Below are 15,316 nucleotides of genomic sequence, written 5' to 3' on the forward strand. Positions count from 1 at the left end.
TGCGGTCCAGTCTGAAGGTCCACTCGCGACCCCTACGAGCGGACCATTTGGTGTACTGGGGTATGCCAGTGGAATGGGCGCGCGGCGGCCCCGACCTTCTCGTGACGCTGGACCGCGGCGCTGGTTCGCTCGGAACCCAACTCCAGGACCAGTTGCGGGCGGCGATCCGCGACCGTCGGCTCTCCGCCGGAGAACGGCTGCCGTCGACCCGACGGCTGGCCGAGTTGCTCGGCGTCTCCCGAGGCACGGTCGTCGAGGCCTACGAGCAGCTGCTGGCCGAGGGATACGTCGAGTCGGTTGTCGGCTCCGGGACGCGGGTGGCCGCGATACTGGCCGGGGAACCGAAGCGCCACCCGCCCGGCGTCGCGGCCCCGTCCACACCGCCCCGGCCGGCCCAGGTCGACTTCGAGTACGGCATCCCCGACCTCGGCTCGGCGCCGTTGCGCGACTGGAGCTGGGCGGTGTCGGAGGCGACGCGGACCCTGCCGACCGCCGAGCTGGGTGACCAGAACCCGGCCGGGTCGCGGCACCTGCGAGAGGTCGTCACCGCCTACCACCGGCGCGTCCGGTCGGGCTGCGCGAGCGTCGAGGACGCCGTCGTCGTCTCGGGGTTCCGGCAGGGGTTGGCGTTCGCCCTCGCGACGCTGGCCCGACACGGCATCCAGCGCATCGCGCTCGAGGACCCCGGCCCTCGCGAGCACGACGTCATCGCCCGCCGGGCGGGCCTTTCCGCCGTGCCGGTTCCCGTCGACGGCCAGGGCCTGGACGTGGAGCGCCTGCGCGAGACCGGGGCACGGGCGGTGTTGCTGACGCCGGCCCACCAGTGCCCGACCGGCGTCGCGCTCGGCCCGTCCCGGCGACGCGACCTGGTCGCCTGGGCGGACGAGGTCGACGGGGTGATCCTCGAGGACGACTACGACGCCGAGTTCCGGTACGACCGTCAGCCGGTCGGCTCGCTGCAGGGCCTCAGCCCCGGCCGCGTGATCGCGCTGGGATCGGTCAGCAAGACGCTCGCACCCGCGATCCGGCTGGGCTGGGTGCTCGCGCCGCCGCGGTTCGTGGCGGGGATCGTCGAGGAGCAACGGCTCACCAGCCGCGGCGCTCCCGTGCTGGACCAGGAAGCGCTGGCGCTGTTCATGGAGACCGGCCGGTTCGACCGCCACCTGCGGCGCGTGCGGGAGATCTACCACGCACGCCGGGTCGTGCTGGCGGCCGAGGCCGAACTGGCCTTCGGGCCGGGCCGGCTGCACGGGCTCGCGGCCGGCTGCCACGCCCTGCTGCGCCTTCCCGATGGGACCTCCGAGCGCGCGGTCGTGGCGACGGCCGCGAGCATGGGGGTGCGCGTCAACGGGCTCAGCCACTACCGGTTCGCGTCCGCGGACGCGACACCCGAGCCGGACCCCCGCTCGCCAGCCCTCGTGCTCGGCTTCGGCAACGTCAGCGAGCACCAGATCAGCCGAGGCATCCGCATCCTCGCCACCGCCGTCGAGCGCTTGCCATAATACCCCTTAGGGGTATAGGAAGGTGAGAAACCGACGGGAGGGCACGCATGTCGAACGATCACTACCTGGCTCGGGACGGGGCGCGCATTGCCTACGAGATCACCGGGGCTGGCACTCCGCTCGGCTACGGGCACGGTGTCCTGCTCAGCCGCGCGGCGGTGCGGCGGATGGCGCTCTTCGACATCGACGCCGTGGCGGCGGATCGGCGGCTGCTCACCTACGACCAGCGCGGCCACGGGCACTCGACCGGTCGCCCGGTGGCGGCGGACTACACCTTCGACTCGGTCGCCGATGACCTGCTCGCCCTGGTCGACGCGGCGGACCTCGGTGAGCCGCTGGACTTCATGGGGTCCTCGCTGGGGGCCGCGGCGGCGCTGGGGGCGGCCTTACGCGCCCCCGAGAAGTTCCGCCGGCTGGCCTTGTTGATCCCGCCGGTCGCGTGGGAGGGCGGAGACGCTCCGGTGCGGCGGTGGTACCTGGACACGGCGGACGCGATCGATGCCGAGGGCGCGGCCGCGTGGCGGCGCGGGTGGGCCAACGCCGAACCGATCCCGCTGCTCGCGGAGCACAAGGGGTTCGATCTCACCCCGGACATCGACGACGAGCTGGTGTCCTCGGCACTCCGCGGTGTGGGCCAGTCCGACCTGCCGGACCCCGCCCGCCTGGCGACCCTGCCGCACCCGACGCTCATCCTCACCTGGGACACCGACCCCCTCCACCCCGTGGAGACCGCGGAGAGGCTGCACGAGGCGGTCCCGAACTCGGAGCTGCACGTGTCTCGGTCACTGGCGGACGTTCTGACCTGGACCGGCCGCGTGCGGGACTTCTTCGCGGGGTGAGCGGCGGCGGGGAACGGGCACGCCGTCGGCGGTGAAGCGGTGGCGGGTGGTGAAGGCCCTCGGCCCAGGGCCGTAGCGGCGCAGGTGGGTGAGCCGCGCCAGGGCGTGTTCGGGCGTGGGACGGCTACCGGCGGGAAGCCACCACAGCGCTGTCGTGGGTCTGGCGATCGGCGCGAACCACCTGGCCTGGCGGCGGAGGAAGTGGGCGTGCTGGCTGCGGTAGGCAAACTCGTGCAGGTACGGGTAGTCCGCCCAGACCGACAGGTTGATCACGACCAGGGGGTCACCCAGCAGCTCACCGGCGCTGAGGTGGCCGCCGTCCGCGGTGTGGCGCCAGACGAAGCCGGGTGAGCGTTCGGCCAGGGCGTTGACGGCGGCCATGGCGGCGGTGAACTCGGCCAGCCGCGGGTCGTCGAGGGGGTGGCGGAGGCGGGCGATGTTCACCTGGGCCAGCTGGACCGCGTTCTCCACTCCCGCCACTGTACGACTAGACGAGTAACAACTCGTTTCATAATGAGGTTGGTAGCTTGCGGTAGCAGATGAGGACGCAGGCCAGGTGCACGAGGCTGAGGTGGATGTCGGCTCGGCGTTCCCAGCGGATTCGTAGGCGCTTGAACTGGTGTAGCCATGCGAATGTCCGCCCGACTACCCATCTGATCTTGCCGAGACCGGAGCCGTGGTCGGTGTTCTTGCGGGCGATGCGCGGCGTGATGCCTTTGTCTCGCAGGGTCTTGCGGTGGTGGTCGTAGTCGTAGCCGCGGTCGCCGTAGAGCCAGCGCGGGCGTTGGCGAGGCCGGCCGCGTTTCCCCCGGATCACCGGAAGAGCGTCGATCAGTGGGATGAGCTGGGTGCTGTCGTGGCGGTTGCCGCCAGTCACCGACACCACAAGCGGGATGCCGTTGCCTTCGGTGATCAGGTGATGCTTGGAACCCGGCCGAGCCCGATCGACGGGCGAGGGGCCCGTCGCTTCCCCCCTTTCAACGCCCGCACGTGTGAGCCGTCCACGACCGCGACGTCCAGGTCGAGCTGGTCGAGTGCTCGTAGCTGGTCGAGCAGGAGCTTGTGCACGGCGTCGAACACCCCGGCCTCGGTCCAGTCCCGCAACCGCCGCCAACAGGTCACACCGGAGCAGCCGAACACCTCGCGCGGCAGCTCTCGCCACGAGATCCCGGTCTTGAGCACGAACACGATCCCCGCCAACGCCACCCGATCATCAACGGGCAACCGCCCCGCATACCTACTCCGACGCGGCGCGCGCGCAGGCAGCAGCGGCTCCACCCGCTCCCACAGGCCCTCAGGCACCAACTCCTCGATCACGAAGACAGCATGCCCAACCTTGATCAACTACGGACAGCAGACACACCGATCATTCTGAAACGAGCTGTAAGTCCTAACTGATCAGTGGTCGTAGGCGATCAGGGATCGGGTGACCGGCTGGCTGTGGCGCGGTTGTGCCAGATCGCGGCGGCCAACGCCAGCAGCCGCTGAACGATGCGGGCGGTCACGCCGTCGATGGTGCGGCCGCCCGTGCAGTTGGAGATCGAGCTGGCCTTTCAGTGTGTCGTTGACGGACTCGATGAGCTGTCGGACGGGGGTTGAGCAGGTGCTGGGCTGGGTGTGGGGTGCGATTGCGGTAGTTCGGGCGCAGGAGCCGCACCCCGCGCTCGGCCACGTAGGCGTCGAGCTCGCGCGACACGTAGCCCTTGTCCGCGATGATCAGCAGGCCAGGCCGGTCGGCCGGCACGGACGGGTCGTGATCCAGGATCGCCATCAGCACCTGGCGTTCGTCGAGTTGAGTGTGACGAGCAGTAGCCGTAGCCGGCCAGCTCAGAGCGCTTGGTGGTCTCGCGGGAGCGGGCTCGACCGGTGTGGAGTCGACGACCCAGGTCGCGTCGGTCCACAGGTCGGTGTCGGCAGCGAGCATCCGGATCACGTGTTTGAGCAGTGGAACGGCGTTGCGCAGGCGCTTGTTGTAGCCGGATTGCTGCGGCAGGTAACGGAAAGCGCCAGGCAGGTGCCGGGGCAGGAACCGTAACCAGCGGGCCTGGGGACCGGATGCCGAGCAGGGCTTGGGCCACGGCAAGGGTGAGCAGTTCGGCGTCGCTCAGCCGTGGTGGACGCCCTGTCCGGACGGGCCTGCCCAGGTGGTCATCGATCTTGACGTGGAGTGCGGTCAGAAGGGTGTTCAGGTCAGTCCTCACAAACTGATCTTGAACACCCTTCATCCGTCTCCAGACACCGCCCGGACTAGGACTTACTCGTCTAGATGTTGCGACTATGACGCTGGTGACGGCGGGTATGGGCTGAGGCGAGGGAACGGGTCTTTCGGCGGCAGGATGAGAAGCATGTCGCCGCTGAGCTGGAGGGCTCGCGGCAGCGCGCGTCGAAGTGGGTGAACCGCCACCGCGATCACGGTGAGACCGGTCTGAAGGCCAACTCGGCCTCGAGCCACGGCGGACGAACCATCGACGGCATCACCGCCCGCATCGCCCAACGCATCCTCGCCGTGACCGCAGTCATCCGGCACAACCGCGCCACCGGCCACCCCACCGCCCCATCACCCACGGCCACTGATCAGTTCGGACCTACTCGTCTAGCCCGTCGCCCACGGTCTGAGCTTGTCGGGGTTGAGCACGGCCCAGATGCTCCGGACGCGATCTTCCACCACGTCGAACGCCAGGACGGCCACGGTGGCGCCGTCCAGCTGGGCCACCAACCCGGGCTGGGCGTTGACCGTCCGCTCCAGGAAGGTCATCCCCGGCAGCAGCGCGGCCCGTCCGGCCAGGAAGCGGGCGACGGCCTCGGCGCCCGACACCGGTCGGAGCGCGGCGGGGACCAACCCGCCTCCGTCGCCGGTGGCGGTCGCGTCGGGGGCCAGCAGGGCGATGAGCGCGTCGATGTTCCCCGCTTCCCAGGCCTGCTTGAACTCCCGGACGACCTGGGCAGGGCGCGGGCTGGGGGACGTGGAGCGCTCGGCGGTGCGGAGGCGACGGCGGGCCGACGAGGCCAACTGCCGACAGGCGGCGGGGGTGCGGCCGACGATCTCGGCGACGTCGGCGAAGGGGTAGCGGAAGACGTCGTGCAGGATGAACGCGACGCGCTCGGCTGGGGTCATCGACTCGAGCACGACGAGGAAGGCCATGTTGACCGACTCGTCGAGGGTGACCCGGTCGGCCGGGTCGGAGCGGGTGTTGACCCACTCCGTGGGTTCGGGCACGGGCTCGGGAATCCACTCGCCCACGTAGCGCTCGCGTCGCACGCGGGCCGAGCCGAGCAGGTCGAGGCAGATGCGGCCGGTGACCGTCGTCAGCCAGGCGCCGGGAGAGGCGATCGCCTCCTGCCGGTCGGCGGTCATGGCGTACCAGCGGGCGTAGGCCTCCTGGACGGCGTCCTCGGCGTCGGCGAGCGAACCCAGCAGGCGATAGGCCAGGTTGATCAGCTGGCGCCGCTCGGCCAGGAGCGGGCCGGGCTGTGGCGGGGTCATGCCGCGGCTCCTCGGGTCGTGTTCGTACTCACCCAACCCGACGAAACGGCGCGGTGAAATGTGACGGGTCGGGCGCCGTGCCCGGCGTACAAGACCTCTCACTCCACGCAGATCGGCGCCGCCCGACCTGTCGCTACCCATCCCCGGTGCTCGCGCTCACCCACGGTCACCCGCACCAGCGGGTGGAACACCCGGCAGTCGATGCCGTCATACCCGTGTCGCAGGGTCGAGTTGTAGATGTCCTCGGACACCACCAGCACGAGCGGCGCCGTGGTGTCGTGCAGCACGAACTTCAGCTCCGGGGCGTCAAGCAGCCGACAGCAGATGTCGACCGACTCGCCGAAGGGCGCCCAGGCGTCGTAAAGCACCTCGCCGGCATGGATCGCGACTCGCAACCGGAACGCCGGCCCGCGCAGGTTGTGGTCGGCGAGCAGCCGGACGAGCGCCGGGACGAACCTGCTCAGCAGCGTCGTCTTCGGCACGCGGTCCGACGGACGGACGAGGATCAGCACGCCGTCGCCCCGGTCGACCAGCGGGTCGTGGTCGCTCGGGCCGATGCCACAGGCCCGCAGCGCTACGTGCACCAGGCGGTACAGCTCCCCGCGCAGCCGCGCCTTCTCCAGGTCCGGTCGGGCGGAGGACCGCTCGATGTCCACCGCGATCATCGAGCGGTACAGCGGAACCAGGGGCGGGCGGACCCGCACGTCGTCGTCCGTCCAGTACGTCGACCAGCGCCGGGACCGTTCGCTGACGGTGCTCTCTGCCATCGCGCGACCATCCGTTCGTCGTTTCCGTCGCCGTCAAGCAAACGCACAGAGAAATCCATTGTCAAATTCGACAGGAAAGTTTCCATCTCCGCCTTTCTTCACCGTTTCCGCACCACAGAATCCCGGATTGTCGACAGATTCTCGACCAGCGGAGCGCGGGTCCCGACCGCGGAGATGTTGTCGAGTTTCTGTCGACTTCATGTCGAGACCCCGGCAATTTCCCAGGTCACCCGGATTCCGGGGCGAACTCCCACACGGACGGCAGGTTCTGCTCTATACTTTCCGGCAACTTCCCAGCCGATCTTCTTCAGACCTGGGGCGGCCAGAGTGAGCAGCGACAAGCCGTTCTCGCAAAAGCTGAGACAACGCCTCGGGCTGCGCCGCGCCGACCTCGCCGCGTTTCTCCCACTCGAGCTCAGGCAGAAGTGGCACATCCGCGACGAGGATGACCTGGACGTCGTTCGCGCCAAGGCGGTCTGGCAGGTCACCCAGTCCCTCACCAAGATCACCACGATGAGCACGCCCGAGTGGGACTTCGCGCGTTTCGCCTTCAACATCGACCTCGACGCCGACCTGCGCGAGCTCAACCTCGGGGACCGCCTGAACCGTGCGGTCGGCGAGAGGCGCCGGAAGGCGGAACGGTGGCTCGCCAAGATCGACGCCGAGCTCACCCGCCGGCTGACCGCCGAGAACCTGCCCGTTCCCCCTGATGCCGAGATCCAGGCGGGTGTCGAGCGGGAGCAGGCGCAGCGCGCCCTGTCCGGCCCGGCCGGGAGAGCCGGTTCGCTCGAGACACTGATCCCCACCGTCCACGGCCACAGCTGGGAGTCGACGGTCGGCAGCCTGCTCACCTCCGACGTCCACGTGCCGGTCGGCGCGACCGGCCGGTTCCTCCTCGCCGCCACCCGCACCCGGGGGTGCTGGGTCTACGCGTTCACCCGGGAGGACCTCCTCGAGTCGTTCCAGCTCGCCACCCAACCCACCTGGGCCGGCGACGCGGCCAGGATGCCCGGCTCGACGCTCGTTCGGCGGGTGCACCTGGCCAGCTACGACCTCGGTCTGCTGATCAACCCCCCGGCGCGGGAGGACGAGCAGGCCGTGGTCAACACCTTGGGCATCAGCGCGCTTCAGGTGGCCATGATCGCCAGCAGGTTGCGGTAGGAGCGGAGGACAACGTGGCCATCGACGGTTTCGCGGTCGTCCCGGCAGATCTGCGTGCCGCGGCCGACGACCTGTCGCGGCTCGGCGGCGAGCTGGACCAGAACGTCGCGCTGCGCTACTCGATGAACCCGCGCGAGATCGGGCACCCCGAGCTGGAGCCCAGGATCGAGGAGTTCCAGCGGCTGGTCGCCGCTGCCGTGACGAGCCTGCGGGACGACGCCCTGGAGGCCGGCGAGCGGCTGCGGCTCACCGCGGCCTGCTACGAGGAGACCGACGAGGCTCGGGCCACCGACATCCGGGCCTCGCTGCCCACCGATCCCCGGTAGAGGCCCCGATGACCAACGTCGTCAGCACTGCCGGCCCGGCCCCGTTGGACGGTGAGATCCTCCGGCTGAGCTCGCTGCGCGACCAGCTCCGGTTGACCGCCGAGGACATCGACGGGATGAAGGTCGACACCTGGAACGGTCTGGCGGAGGAGCGCTGGGCCGAGCGGCGGGGCCAGCTGCGCGACCGCTGCCGGCTCGTCGCCGATCTCTGCGACGACGGCGTCCGCGCTCTCGACCGGTACCGCGCGAGCCTCGTCGGCCCGGCCCAGCCGGGGTCGGCGGGACCGGCCGCGGAGGCGACCGGCCGTACGCTCGCCCAGATCAACCAGGAGCTCGCCGAGCTCCGCCCCCTGTTCGACACGCGGCCGCAGCCGCAGGAGGTCCCACGCCCACCGGTCCGCCGGCCTCCCCCGCCCCGCGTCGAGGCCACCCTGGGCGCGCCCGGCAACCCGACCTACTCGAGAGAGCTCGCGGAGGTCACCGCCGAGCTGCTGGGGGCGGATTTCAAGGAGCTGCGCGAACACCGCGCGAGCCCGGACGACGACGGCGTCGCCTACTACAACCTGCGGTCGGCACGCCGCCGCGAGGCCTGACAGGCGCGACCGGTCACCCGCCCGGCTTGCGGGCGACCACGCGTTCCACCAGTCCGGCCTTGAACCGCTGCCGCTGCTCGATCTCCAGGTCGCTGGCGCGCACCTGGTCCAGCGGGCGGCGCAGGAAGTGCTCCCCGGCCAGGGGCACGGTGACCAGCTCCAACAACCGCTGGACGACGCGGACCAGACGGGAGGACCCCGCGACGTGGTCGACCAGGACCAGCCGGCCGCCGGGCCGCAGGACGCGGGCCATCTCGCCGACGGCGGCCTCCACGTCGGGGATCGCGCACAGGCCGAACGTGCAGACCACCATGTCGAAGGAGGCCTCGGGAAACGGCAGGGCGTGCGCGTCGCCCTGGCGGAGGGTGACCGACCGGTCCAGCTCGGCGGCCCGGTCGCGGGCGATGTCGAGCATGGCTTCGCTGATGTCGATGCCGGTCAGCCGTGCCTGCGCCGGGTAGAAGGGCAGGTTGAGGCCGGTCCCGACGGCGACCTCGAGCACCTCGCCGACGGCCTGCCCGCATGCCCACGGGCGGGAGTCGCCGAACAGACGCCGCTCCCACACCGCCATCTCGCGGTCGTAGCTGCCCGCCTTGCGGTCCCAGTAGCGCTGCCAGCGGGCAGCCTTCGTCGCCACGGTCACCCGCACCTCCTTCCTGCCGTCACCACCCGATTCAACCGCATCGACACTGTTCAGGTTTTGCTGAGTTCAGGATTGGATGTACTATCGATCCGTGCGCGTAGCCCATCACGCCGAGGTGCTGGCCCGGTTCGGCCATGCGCTGTCGGATCCGACCCGCAGCCGCATCCTGCTCGCCCTGCGCGACGGGGCGGCCTACCCGGGGGACCTCGCCGACACGCTCGGGGTGTCGCGGACCAACCTGTCCAACCACCTTGCCTGCCTGCGGGGCTGCGGGCTGGTCGTCGCGGTGCCCGAGGGCCGGCGCACCCGTTACGAGCTGGCCGAGCCGAAGATCGCCCATGCGTTGGGGGACCTGCTCGGTCTGGCACTCACCGTCGATCCGCGGGCCTGCCCGGACGCCGAGACCGCGGACTGCTGCTGATGGCCGCCCCCACCACGATCTCCACCGCGCGCCGGGCGGTGCTGACCCGCCGGGTGCGGTGGCTGGTCGCCGCCACGATCAGCTACAACGTCGTCGAGGCGGCCGTCGCCATCACCGCCGGAACCATCGCCTCGTCCACGGCGCTGGTCGGGTTCGGGCTCGACTCGGTCATCGAGGTCTCCTCGGCCGCCGCGCTCGCCTGGCAGTTCTCCGCACGGGACCACGCGGTGCGGGAGGCAAGGGAGAAGACCGCGCTGCGGATCATCGCTCTCTCCTTCTTCGCGCTGGCCGGCTACGTCGCCGTGGAGTCCGTCCGCGCTCTGCTCGGCGCCGCCGAGGCCGAGCACTCCACGGTCGGGCTGGTGCTGGCCGCCGTCAGCCTGGCGGTCATGCCGGGGCTCTCCTTCGCCCAGCGGCGCGCCGGGCGCGAGCTCGGCTCGTCCAGCGCGGTCGCCGACTCGAAACAGACCCTGCTGTGCACCTACCTGTCCGCGGTGCTCCTGGTCGGGCTCGCGCTCAACAGCGCCTTCGGCTGGTCCTGGGCCGACCCCCTCGCCGCACTGGTCATCGCGGGGATCGCGATCCGGGAAGGGCTCAACGCCTGGCGCGGGGACGCCTGCTGCGCCGTACCGCTGCTGGACGAGCCCCGCGACGACGCCAGCGGGTGCGGATCCGGTTGCGACTGCTGCGGGGGCGCGTCTCGGTAGGCGGGCGTCGGTGCCGTCCTCCATGCTGGGTGGGACCAGCACGCGCGGAGGCTCGGAATGGCGCAGACCCGCCCTGCTGTGCACCGCACGATCGTCGTGGTGGACATCGAGAACTTCGGTGATCCGCGGCGCACCAGCCGGCACCAGCTCGCGATGCGGGACGGTCTCTACACGGTGGTGCCGCAGGCGATCGAGGACTCCGGCGTGCCGTGGGCCGACTGCGACCACGAGGACCGGGGGGACGGCATGGTGGTCCTGGTCCCGGGCCACCTGCCGAAGACGTTCCTCGTCGACGTGATGCCGGGGGCGCTCGTCGCCGGCGTGCTGGCGTACAACCGGACCCACGCGGCGGCGGAACAGCTCCGGCTGCGGCTGGCCCTGCACGCGGGCGAGGTCACCTACGACGACCACGGCGTCACCGGCGCGGCGGTGACCCTGACGTTCCGGTTGGTCGACGCGGCCCCGCTGCGGACAGCCCTCGCCGAGTCGCCGGGGGTACTCGCGATGATCACCTCGGGCTGGTTCTTCGAGGAGGTGGTCCGCCAGAGCCACCACACCGACCCGGCGACCTTCCGGCCGGTTCCGGTGGAGGTGAAGAAGACCTCGACCACCGGCTGGCTCAGCCTGCCGGACCACCCCTACCCGGCCGAGCCCACCGCCCCGGTGGACCGCCCCGGCGCGGGACGGGTCCCGCGACAGCTGCCGGCTCCGCCCCGGTCGTTCACCGGTCGGACCGCCGAGCTGGCCGCGCTGAGCAGGGCGGTCGAGCCGGGCCGGGGTCTCGTGCTCCAGACGATCAGCGGAGCGGGCGGCATCGGCAAGACGTGGCTCGCCCTGCGCTGGGCGCACGACAACGCGGACCGGTTCACCGACGGTCAGCTGTTCGTGGACCTGCGCGGCTTCAGCCCGACCGGCGCACCGATGTCTCCCTCGGTGGCATTGCGGGGGTTCCTCCAGGCCCTGGGTATCCACCCCGCGGAGGTGCCACGTCACGAGCACGCGCAGGCCGGGCTGTTCCGCAGCCTGGTCGCGGGACGACGCCTGCTGATCGTGCTGGACAACGCCGCCACGACCGAGCAGGTGACCCCGCTGCTGCCGGGAAGTGCGACCTGCGTCGTCCTGGTGACCAGCCGCAGCCGATTACCGGGCCTGGCGGCCGCGCACGGCGCGCGGCACGTGCCGCTCGGCGTCCTGGACGACGACCAGGCGCACACCCTGCTCGCCGCCCGCGTCGGCACCGCGCGGACGGCGGCCGAACCCGCCGCGGCGGCCGACCTGGTCGGGTTCTGCCAGGGCTTCCCGCTGGCGCTGAGCATCGTCGCCGCTCGGGCCGAGACCTGTCCCGAGGCCGCACTGGCCGACCTGGCCACGGATCTTCGCGAGCTCGGCCTCGAGGCGCTCGACTCCGCGGACCCGGCGGCGAGCCTGCCGGCGGTGCTGTCCTGGTCGCACCGGGCGCTGCGGCCGGACCAGGCCACCGCGTTCGAGCTCGTCGCGCTCGCCCCGGGACCGGACATCGGCCTGTCCGCGGCCACTGCCCTGCTCGGATCGACCCCCGGACGGACCAGGACGCTCCTGCGCGACCTCCACGAGCTCTCGCTGCTCGACCACAACGGCCACCGGTACCAGCTGCACGATCTCGTCCGCCGGTACGCCACCGAGCACCCAGATCTCGGCACCGTCGCCGGCCGGAACGCGGCGCTGCGCCGAGTCGTCGACTTCTACCTCGGCACGACCCACGCCGCCGACCACCTGCTCGACCCGCACCGCGAGTCCCCGCCGGCGGGCTGCTCCGCCCCGCTTCCGCTGCCCGACGAGGAGACCGCGCTCGCCTGGCTGGACAGCGAGCACGCCTGTCTCCTGGCCGCCCAACGGCTCGCCGCCGACCGCGGGTGGCATCGCCAGGCGGCGCATTTCGCCCTCGTCCTGCACACCTACCACTGGCGGCGGGGACGCCTCGACGACCAGGTCGCGGTCGGCCGGGTCGGGCTCGAGTCGGCCGCAAGGACCGGGGACCCGACCGCCCACGCCATGGCCTACCGGCATCTCGCCGAGGCCTGCGCGCTGATGGGCCGGCGCGACGAGGCCGTCGAGCACCTGCGCCCCGCGCTCCGCCTCGCCGAGCGGACCGGTGACCGGACCGGCCAGGCTCACACCCACCGGATCCTCGCCTGGGCGGACAGCGAGCACGGCGACGTGCGGACCGCGCTCGGCCACATCACGCTCGCCCTACGGCTGTTCCAGGAGCAGGGCGACGAGGAGTGGGAGGCACGCGCCCTCAACCAGACCGCCTGGTACTCGGCCCTGCTCGGCCAGCACGACCAGGCCCAGGCCCACGCGGACCGCGCCCTGCTGCTGCACCGCTGCCACCGCAACACCAACGGCACGGCGCTGGCGCTGGCCGTCCAGGGCTACATCGCGCATCGCACCGGCCGGCATGACCACGCGCTGCGCCACTGCCGGCAGTCGCTGGCCATGCTCGAGGCCCTGCGGAACACCTTCTTCACCGCCCTGGTCCTGGAGGTCCTCGGCCACGTCGAGCTGGCGCTGGGGCACACCGACGGGGCCGCCCGGTACTGGCGCCGAAGCCTGCGCCAGTACCGGGAGCAGAACCGGATGGCCAAGGCGCGTCAGGTCCGGGCGCTGCTGGACACCCTCGGTCGGGCCGGCGCCGTCACGTCCCGTTGACCAGCGAGGTACCGAGCGGGGTGCGCTCGTGGCGCAGGAAGCGACCTGCCCGGTGGGTGTGCACCAGGCCGGCGTCCCGGAGGATCCGCAGCTGCTCGCTGACCGTGCTCACCGGGACCGCGCACCGGCGGGCCAGGCCGGTCGTGGACGTGGGTTCGACCAGCGCGCTGAGCAGGAGCGCCCTCCTGCGCCCGACCAGGCGCCCCAGCGCGTCGGACGGCGTGGCCGCCGACTGCCACAGCGCGGCGATGCCCCGGGCCGGGTAGTCGATCGTCGGCGCCCAGGGCGGGTCGACCGCGACACCGACGTCCGGCCACTCGAACACCGACGGCATCAGCAGCAGGCCGGTCGCGTCGATCTCGCGGTCGGCGTCGACCGGCAGGGCGACCGTGACAGCGTCGCGGTTCCAGCGCACCCGGGGGTGCAGGTCGGCGAGCACGGCACCGAGCCCCTGGGCGGCGAGGACGCGCGTCCAGTGGGCGATGTCGTTCTCCAGCACCTCGCTGATCCTCGGCCACCACGGCGCGAGCAGGCCGCGCCACACGTTCTCCACCGCGTCGGCGAGCAGGTCGCGGCACTCGGCCGGATCCGAGGGCAGACCCAACCCGGCGGCGGGCGACCGGGCCAGTTCGGCGGCGACCCGGTCCGGGTCGGCCGAGCGCACCCGCGCCACCTCCTCCTCGAACGTGGGACGCGGGCCGTTCGGCGGCGGGCACAGGAAGTCCGGGGTGTACTGCCGGCCGAGCAACCGGGGCAGCACGGTGAGGTCGACGCGCTCGAGGGTCGAGGAGACCGACCGCAGCCAGGGCAGGTGATAGCCCTGGCGGTGCGGGCGCGCCAGCACGCGCACCGCGGCCAGCGTCTCGCGCAGCGGCGACACCGCCCAGCGGCAGGACAGCACGTCGTGGGAGGACGTGAAGCGGAACACGACGGCCATGACACCTCGATTTCGGCTGAGGCCGAAATCTTTGTTCGTCGCCCCGCCGGCCGCAACTGTCTCGGCATGACCACCGCCCGCTCGCCCCTGCTGCGCAGACCCGGTCCGTTCCGCACGCTCTGGTGGTCGCGCTCGGTGTCGGTCACCGGCGACGGGATCGGACGCACGGCGCTGGTCCTGGCGGCGGCGGAGCAGGGGCCGAGTGCGGTGAGCCTCGTCCTGCTGGCGGCCGCGGCACCGCGGTTCCTGGGTCCGCTCGCCGGCGCCCTCGCCGACCGGGTGCCGCTGCGGCGGCTGATGGCCTTCTGCGAGCTCGGGCAGGCCGCGGTGTTCGCCGCGGTCGCCGTCGCCATGCCCCCGCTGCCGGTGCTGCTCGTCCTGGTCCTGACCTCGGGTGCGTTCGCCACGGCGCTGCTGCCCGCCGGCCGCGGCGTGGTCCCGCGCCTCGTGCCGGACGCGGAGCTGGGCCGAGCCAACGCGCTGCTCGGCATGGCCGTGACGATCCAGCTCGCGGTCGGCCCGGTCGTCGGCGGCGTGCTGACCGAGGTCGCCGGCCCGCGCACGGCCTTCGCGGTGAACGCGGCCGCGTTCGTGCTGTCGGCGCTCGTGCTCACCCGGCTTCCCCGCCTGGCGCCCGAGCGCGCCGACGGGTCGAGCGGGCTGTGGGCGGACACCGTGGCCGGGCTCCGGTTCGTCGCGGCGAGCCCTGGCCCGCGCGCGATCGTCGTGTCGCTGTTCCTGCTCGTCTCGTTCGCCGCGCTCGACAACGTGGCGCTGGTGTTCCTGGTCGAGGACGAGGTCGGCGGCTCGGCAGCCGACTTCGGGCTCGTCCAGAGTGGCTACGGGATCGGGATGCTCGCCGCGTCGGCGGTACTGGGCTTCGTCCTCGTCCGGCGACCGGCCGTCCTGCTGGTGTCGGGCATCGGGCTGTTCGCGCTCGGCACCGCCGCGACCTCGGCCGCACCCGTCGTCGCCGTGGTGGCGGTGACCCAGCTCCTCGCCGGCGTCGGCAACGCGGCCGAGAACATCGCCGGCGACACGCTCATGCAGCGCCTCGTCCCCCGTCACCTGCTCGGGCGGGCGTTCGGCGCGTTGGCGACGGCGGCGCAGCTCGGCTCCGCCCTCGCCTACGCGGCGGCGGGCCCGGTGCTCGCGGCGATCGGGCCGCGGGCCGCGTTCGCGGTCGCGGGGGCCGGCAGTGCGCTGGGCATCCTGCTGCTCGTACCCGCGCTGCGGTCGCGGCGCTGA

Annotated in this window: 15 protein-coding genes and 2 pseudogenes; 10 read left to right on the forward strand and 7 right to left on the reverse strand. The window is 72.1% G+C overall.

All coding sequences use genetic code 11. The annotated features are described in order from the left end of the window. Window positions 1–62 precede the first annotated feature (62 nt). Window positions 63–1,502, forward strand: coding sequence for a MocR-like pyridoxine biosynthesis transcription factor PdxR (gene pdxR / locus BU204_RS13115; RefSeq protein ID WP_075125927.1), 1,440 nt, complete (start codon window positions 63–65; stop codon window positions 1,500–1,502). 47 nt (window positions 1,503–1,549) lie between these two features. Next, window positions 1,550–2,341 (forward strand): alpha/beta fold hydrolase, encoded by a 792-nt coding sequence (locus BU204_RS13120; RefSeq protein ID WP_075125928.1) that lies wholly within the window; start codon window positions 1,550–1,552, stop codon window positions 2,339–2,341. Here BU204_RS13120 and BU204_RS13125 read toward each other — a convergent pair. From BU204_RS13125 to BU204_RS13140, 3 genes and pseudogenes are all read right to left on the reverse strand, one after another. Continuing rightward, a complete protein-coding gene (locus tag BU204_RS13125) occupies window positions 2,285–2,812 on the reverse strand; it encodes a DUF3291 domain-containing protein (protein WP_075125929.1) in 528 nt (175 codons plus the stop codon). The genes BU204_RS13120 and BU204_RS13125 overlap by 57 nt on opposite strands. A gap of 37 nt (window positions 2,813–2,849) precedes the next feature. Then, window positions 2,850–3,658 (reverse strand): IS5 family transposase gene (locus BU204_RS13130; RefSeq protein ID WP_143229485.1). Its coding sequence is split into 2 segments (ribosomal slippage): window positions 2,850–3,307 and window positions 3,307–3,658, totalling 810 coding nucleotides; the frame shifts between segments, so codons are not numbered across the junction. A gap of 81 nt (window positions 3,659–3,739) precedes the next feature. Further along, window positions 3,740–4,542: pseudogene (locus BU204_RS13140) on the reverse strand (IS982 family transposase). A 217-nt stretch (window positions 4,543–4,759) separates the two neighbouring features. Here BU204_RS13140 and BU204_RS42400 point away from each other — a divergent pair. After that, window positions 4,760–4,916: pseudogene (locus BU204_RS42400) on the forward strand (IS982 family transposase); the annotation flags it as partial. A gap of 18 nt (window positions 4,917–4,934) precedes the next feature. On the opposite strand, the gene sigJ reads toward BU204_RS42400, so the two are convergent. Next, on the reverse strand, window positions 4,935–5,825 hold the full coding sequence (sigJ, locus tag BU204_RS13145) for an RNA polymerase sigma factor SigJ (RefSeq protein ID WP_075125931.1): 891 nt from the start codon (window positions 5,823–5,825) through the stop codon (window positions 4,935–4,937). Window positions 5,826–5,923: 98 nt separating this feature from the next. Then, entirely contained in the window at window positions 5,924–6,592 is a 669-nt protein-coding gene (locus BU204_RS13150; protein ID WP_233160156.1) for a hypothetical protein, read from the reverse strand. Window positions 6,593–6,919: 327 nt separating this feature from the next. Here BU204_RS13150 and BU204_RS40060 point away from each other — a divergent pair, with 327 nt between their 5' ends. The 3 genes from BU204_RS40060 to BU204_RS13165 are packed head-to-tail and all read left to right on the forward strand — an operon-like array spanning window position 6,920 to window position 8,672. Further along, complete coding sequence (locus BU204_RS40060; RefSeq protein ID WP_075125932.1) at window positions 6,920–7,753, forward strand: hypothetical protein; 834 nt, start codon at window positions 6,920–6,922, stop codon at window positions 7,751–7,753. A gap of 14 nt (window positions 7,754–7,767) precedes the next feature. After that, entirely contained in the window at window positions 7,768–8,079 is a 312-nt protein-coding gene (locus tag BU204_RS40065; protein ID WP_075125933.1) for a type VII secretion target, read from the forward strand. An 8-nt stretch (window positions 8,080–8,087) separates the two neighbouring features. Continuing rightward, window positions 8,088–8,672, forward strand: coding sequence for a hypothetical protein (locus BU204_RS13165; RefSeq protein ID WP_075125934.1), 585 nt, complete (start codon window positions 8,088–8,090; stop codon window positions 8,670–8,672). A gap of 13 nt (window positions 8,673–8,685) precedes the next feature. Here BU204_RS13165 and BU204_RS13170 read toward each other — a convergent pair whose 3' ends face one another. Beyond that, the gene (locus BU204_RS13170) at window positions 8,686–9,315 is read right to left on the reverse strand and encodes a class I SAM-dependent methyltransferase (protein WP_408608006.1); all 630 of its coding nucleotides are present in this window, start codon (window positions 9,313–9,315) and stop codon (window positions 8,686–8,688) included. Window positions 9,316–9,406: 91 nt separating this feature from the next. Here BU204_RS13170 and BU204_RS13175 point away from each other — a divergent pair, with 91 nt between their 5' ends. From BU204_RS13175 to BU204_RS13185, 3 genes are read left to right on the forward strand one after another with little or no spacing between them, the layout of a single operon-like run. Then, the gene (locus BU204_RS13175) at window positions 9,407–9,736 is read left to right on the forward strand and encodes an ArsR/SmtB family transcription factor (RefSeq protein ID WP_233160177.1); all 330 of its coding nucleotides are present in this window, start codon (window positions 9,407–9,409) and stop codon (window positions 9,734–9,736) included. Continuing rightward, window positions 9,736–10,443 carry a cation transporter gene (locus BU204_RS13180; RefSeq protein WP_075125936.1) on the forward strand — a complete coding sequence of 236 codons (708 nt, stop codon included), beginning with the start codon at window positions 9,736–9,738 and terminating at the stop codon, window positions 10,441–10,443. Before BU204_RS13175 ends, BU204_RS13180 begins: the two co-directional genes overlap by 1 nt. A 57-nt stretch (window positions 10,444–10,500) precedes the next feature. Further along, window positions 10,501–13,131, forward strand: coding sequence for an ATP-binding protein (locus BU204_RS13185; protein WP_075125937.1), 2,631 nt, complete (start codon window positions 10,501–10,503; stop codon window positions 13,129–13,131). Here BU204_RS13185 and BU204_RS13190 read toward each other — a convergent pair. Then, window positions 13,118–14,068 (reverse strand): ArsR/SmtB family transcription factor, encoded by a 951-nt coding sequence (locus tag BU204_RS13190; protein ID WP_075125938.1) that lies wholly within the window; start codon window positions 14,066–14,068, stop codon window positions 13,118–13,120. The genes BU204_RS13185 and BU204_RS13190 overlap by 14 nt on opposite strands. Before the next feature lie 66 nt (window positions 14,069–14,134). Between BU204_RS13190 and BU204_RS13195 the strand changes: the two genes are divergently transcribed. Further along, a complete protein-coding gene (locus BU204_RS13195; RefSeq protein WP_075125939.1) occupies window positions 14,135–15,316 on the forward strand; it encodes an MFS transporter in 1,182 nt (393 codons plus the stop codon).

The organism is Actinophytocola xanthii (assembly GCF_001921205.1).
GTDB classification, from domain to species: domain Bacteria; phylum Actinomycetota; class Actinomycetes; order Mycobacteriales; family Pseudonocardiaceae; genus Actinophytocola; species Actinophytocola xanthii.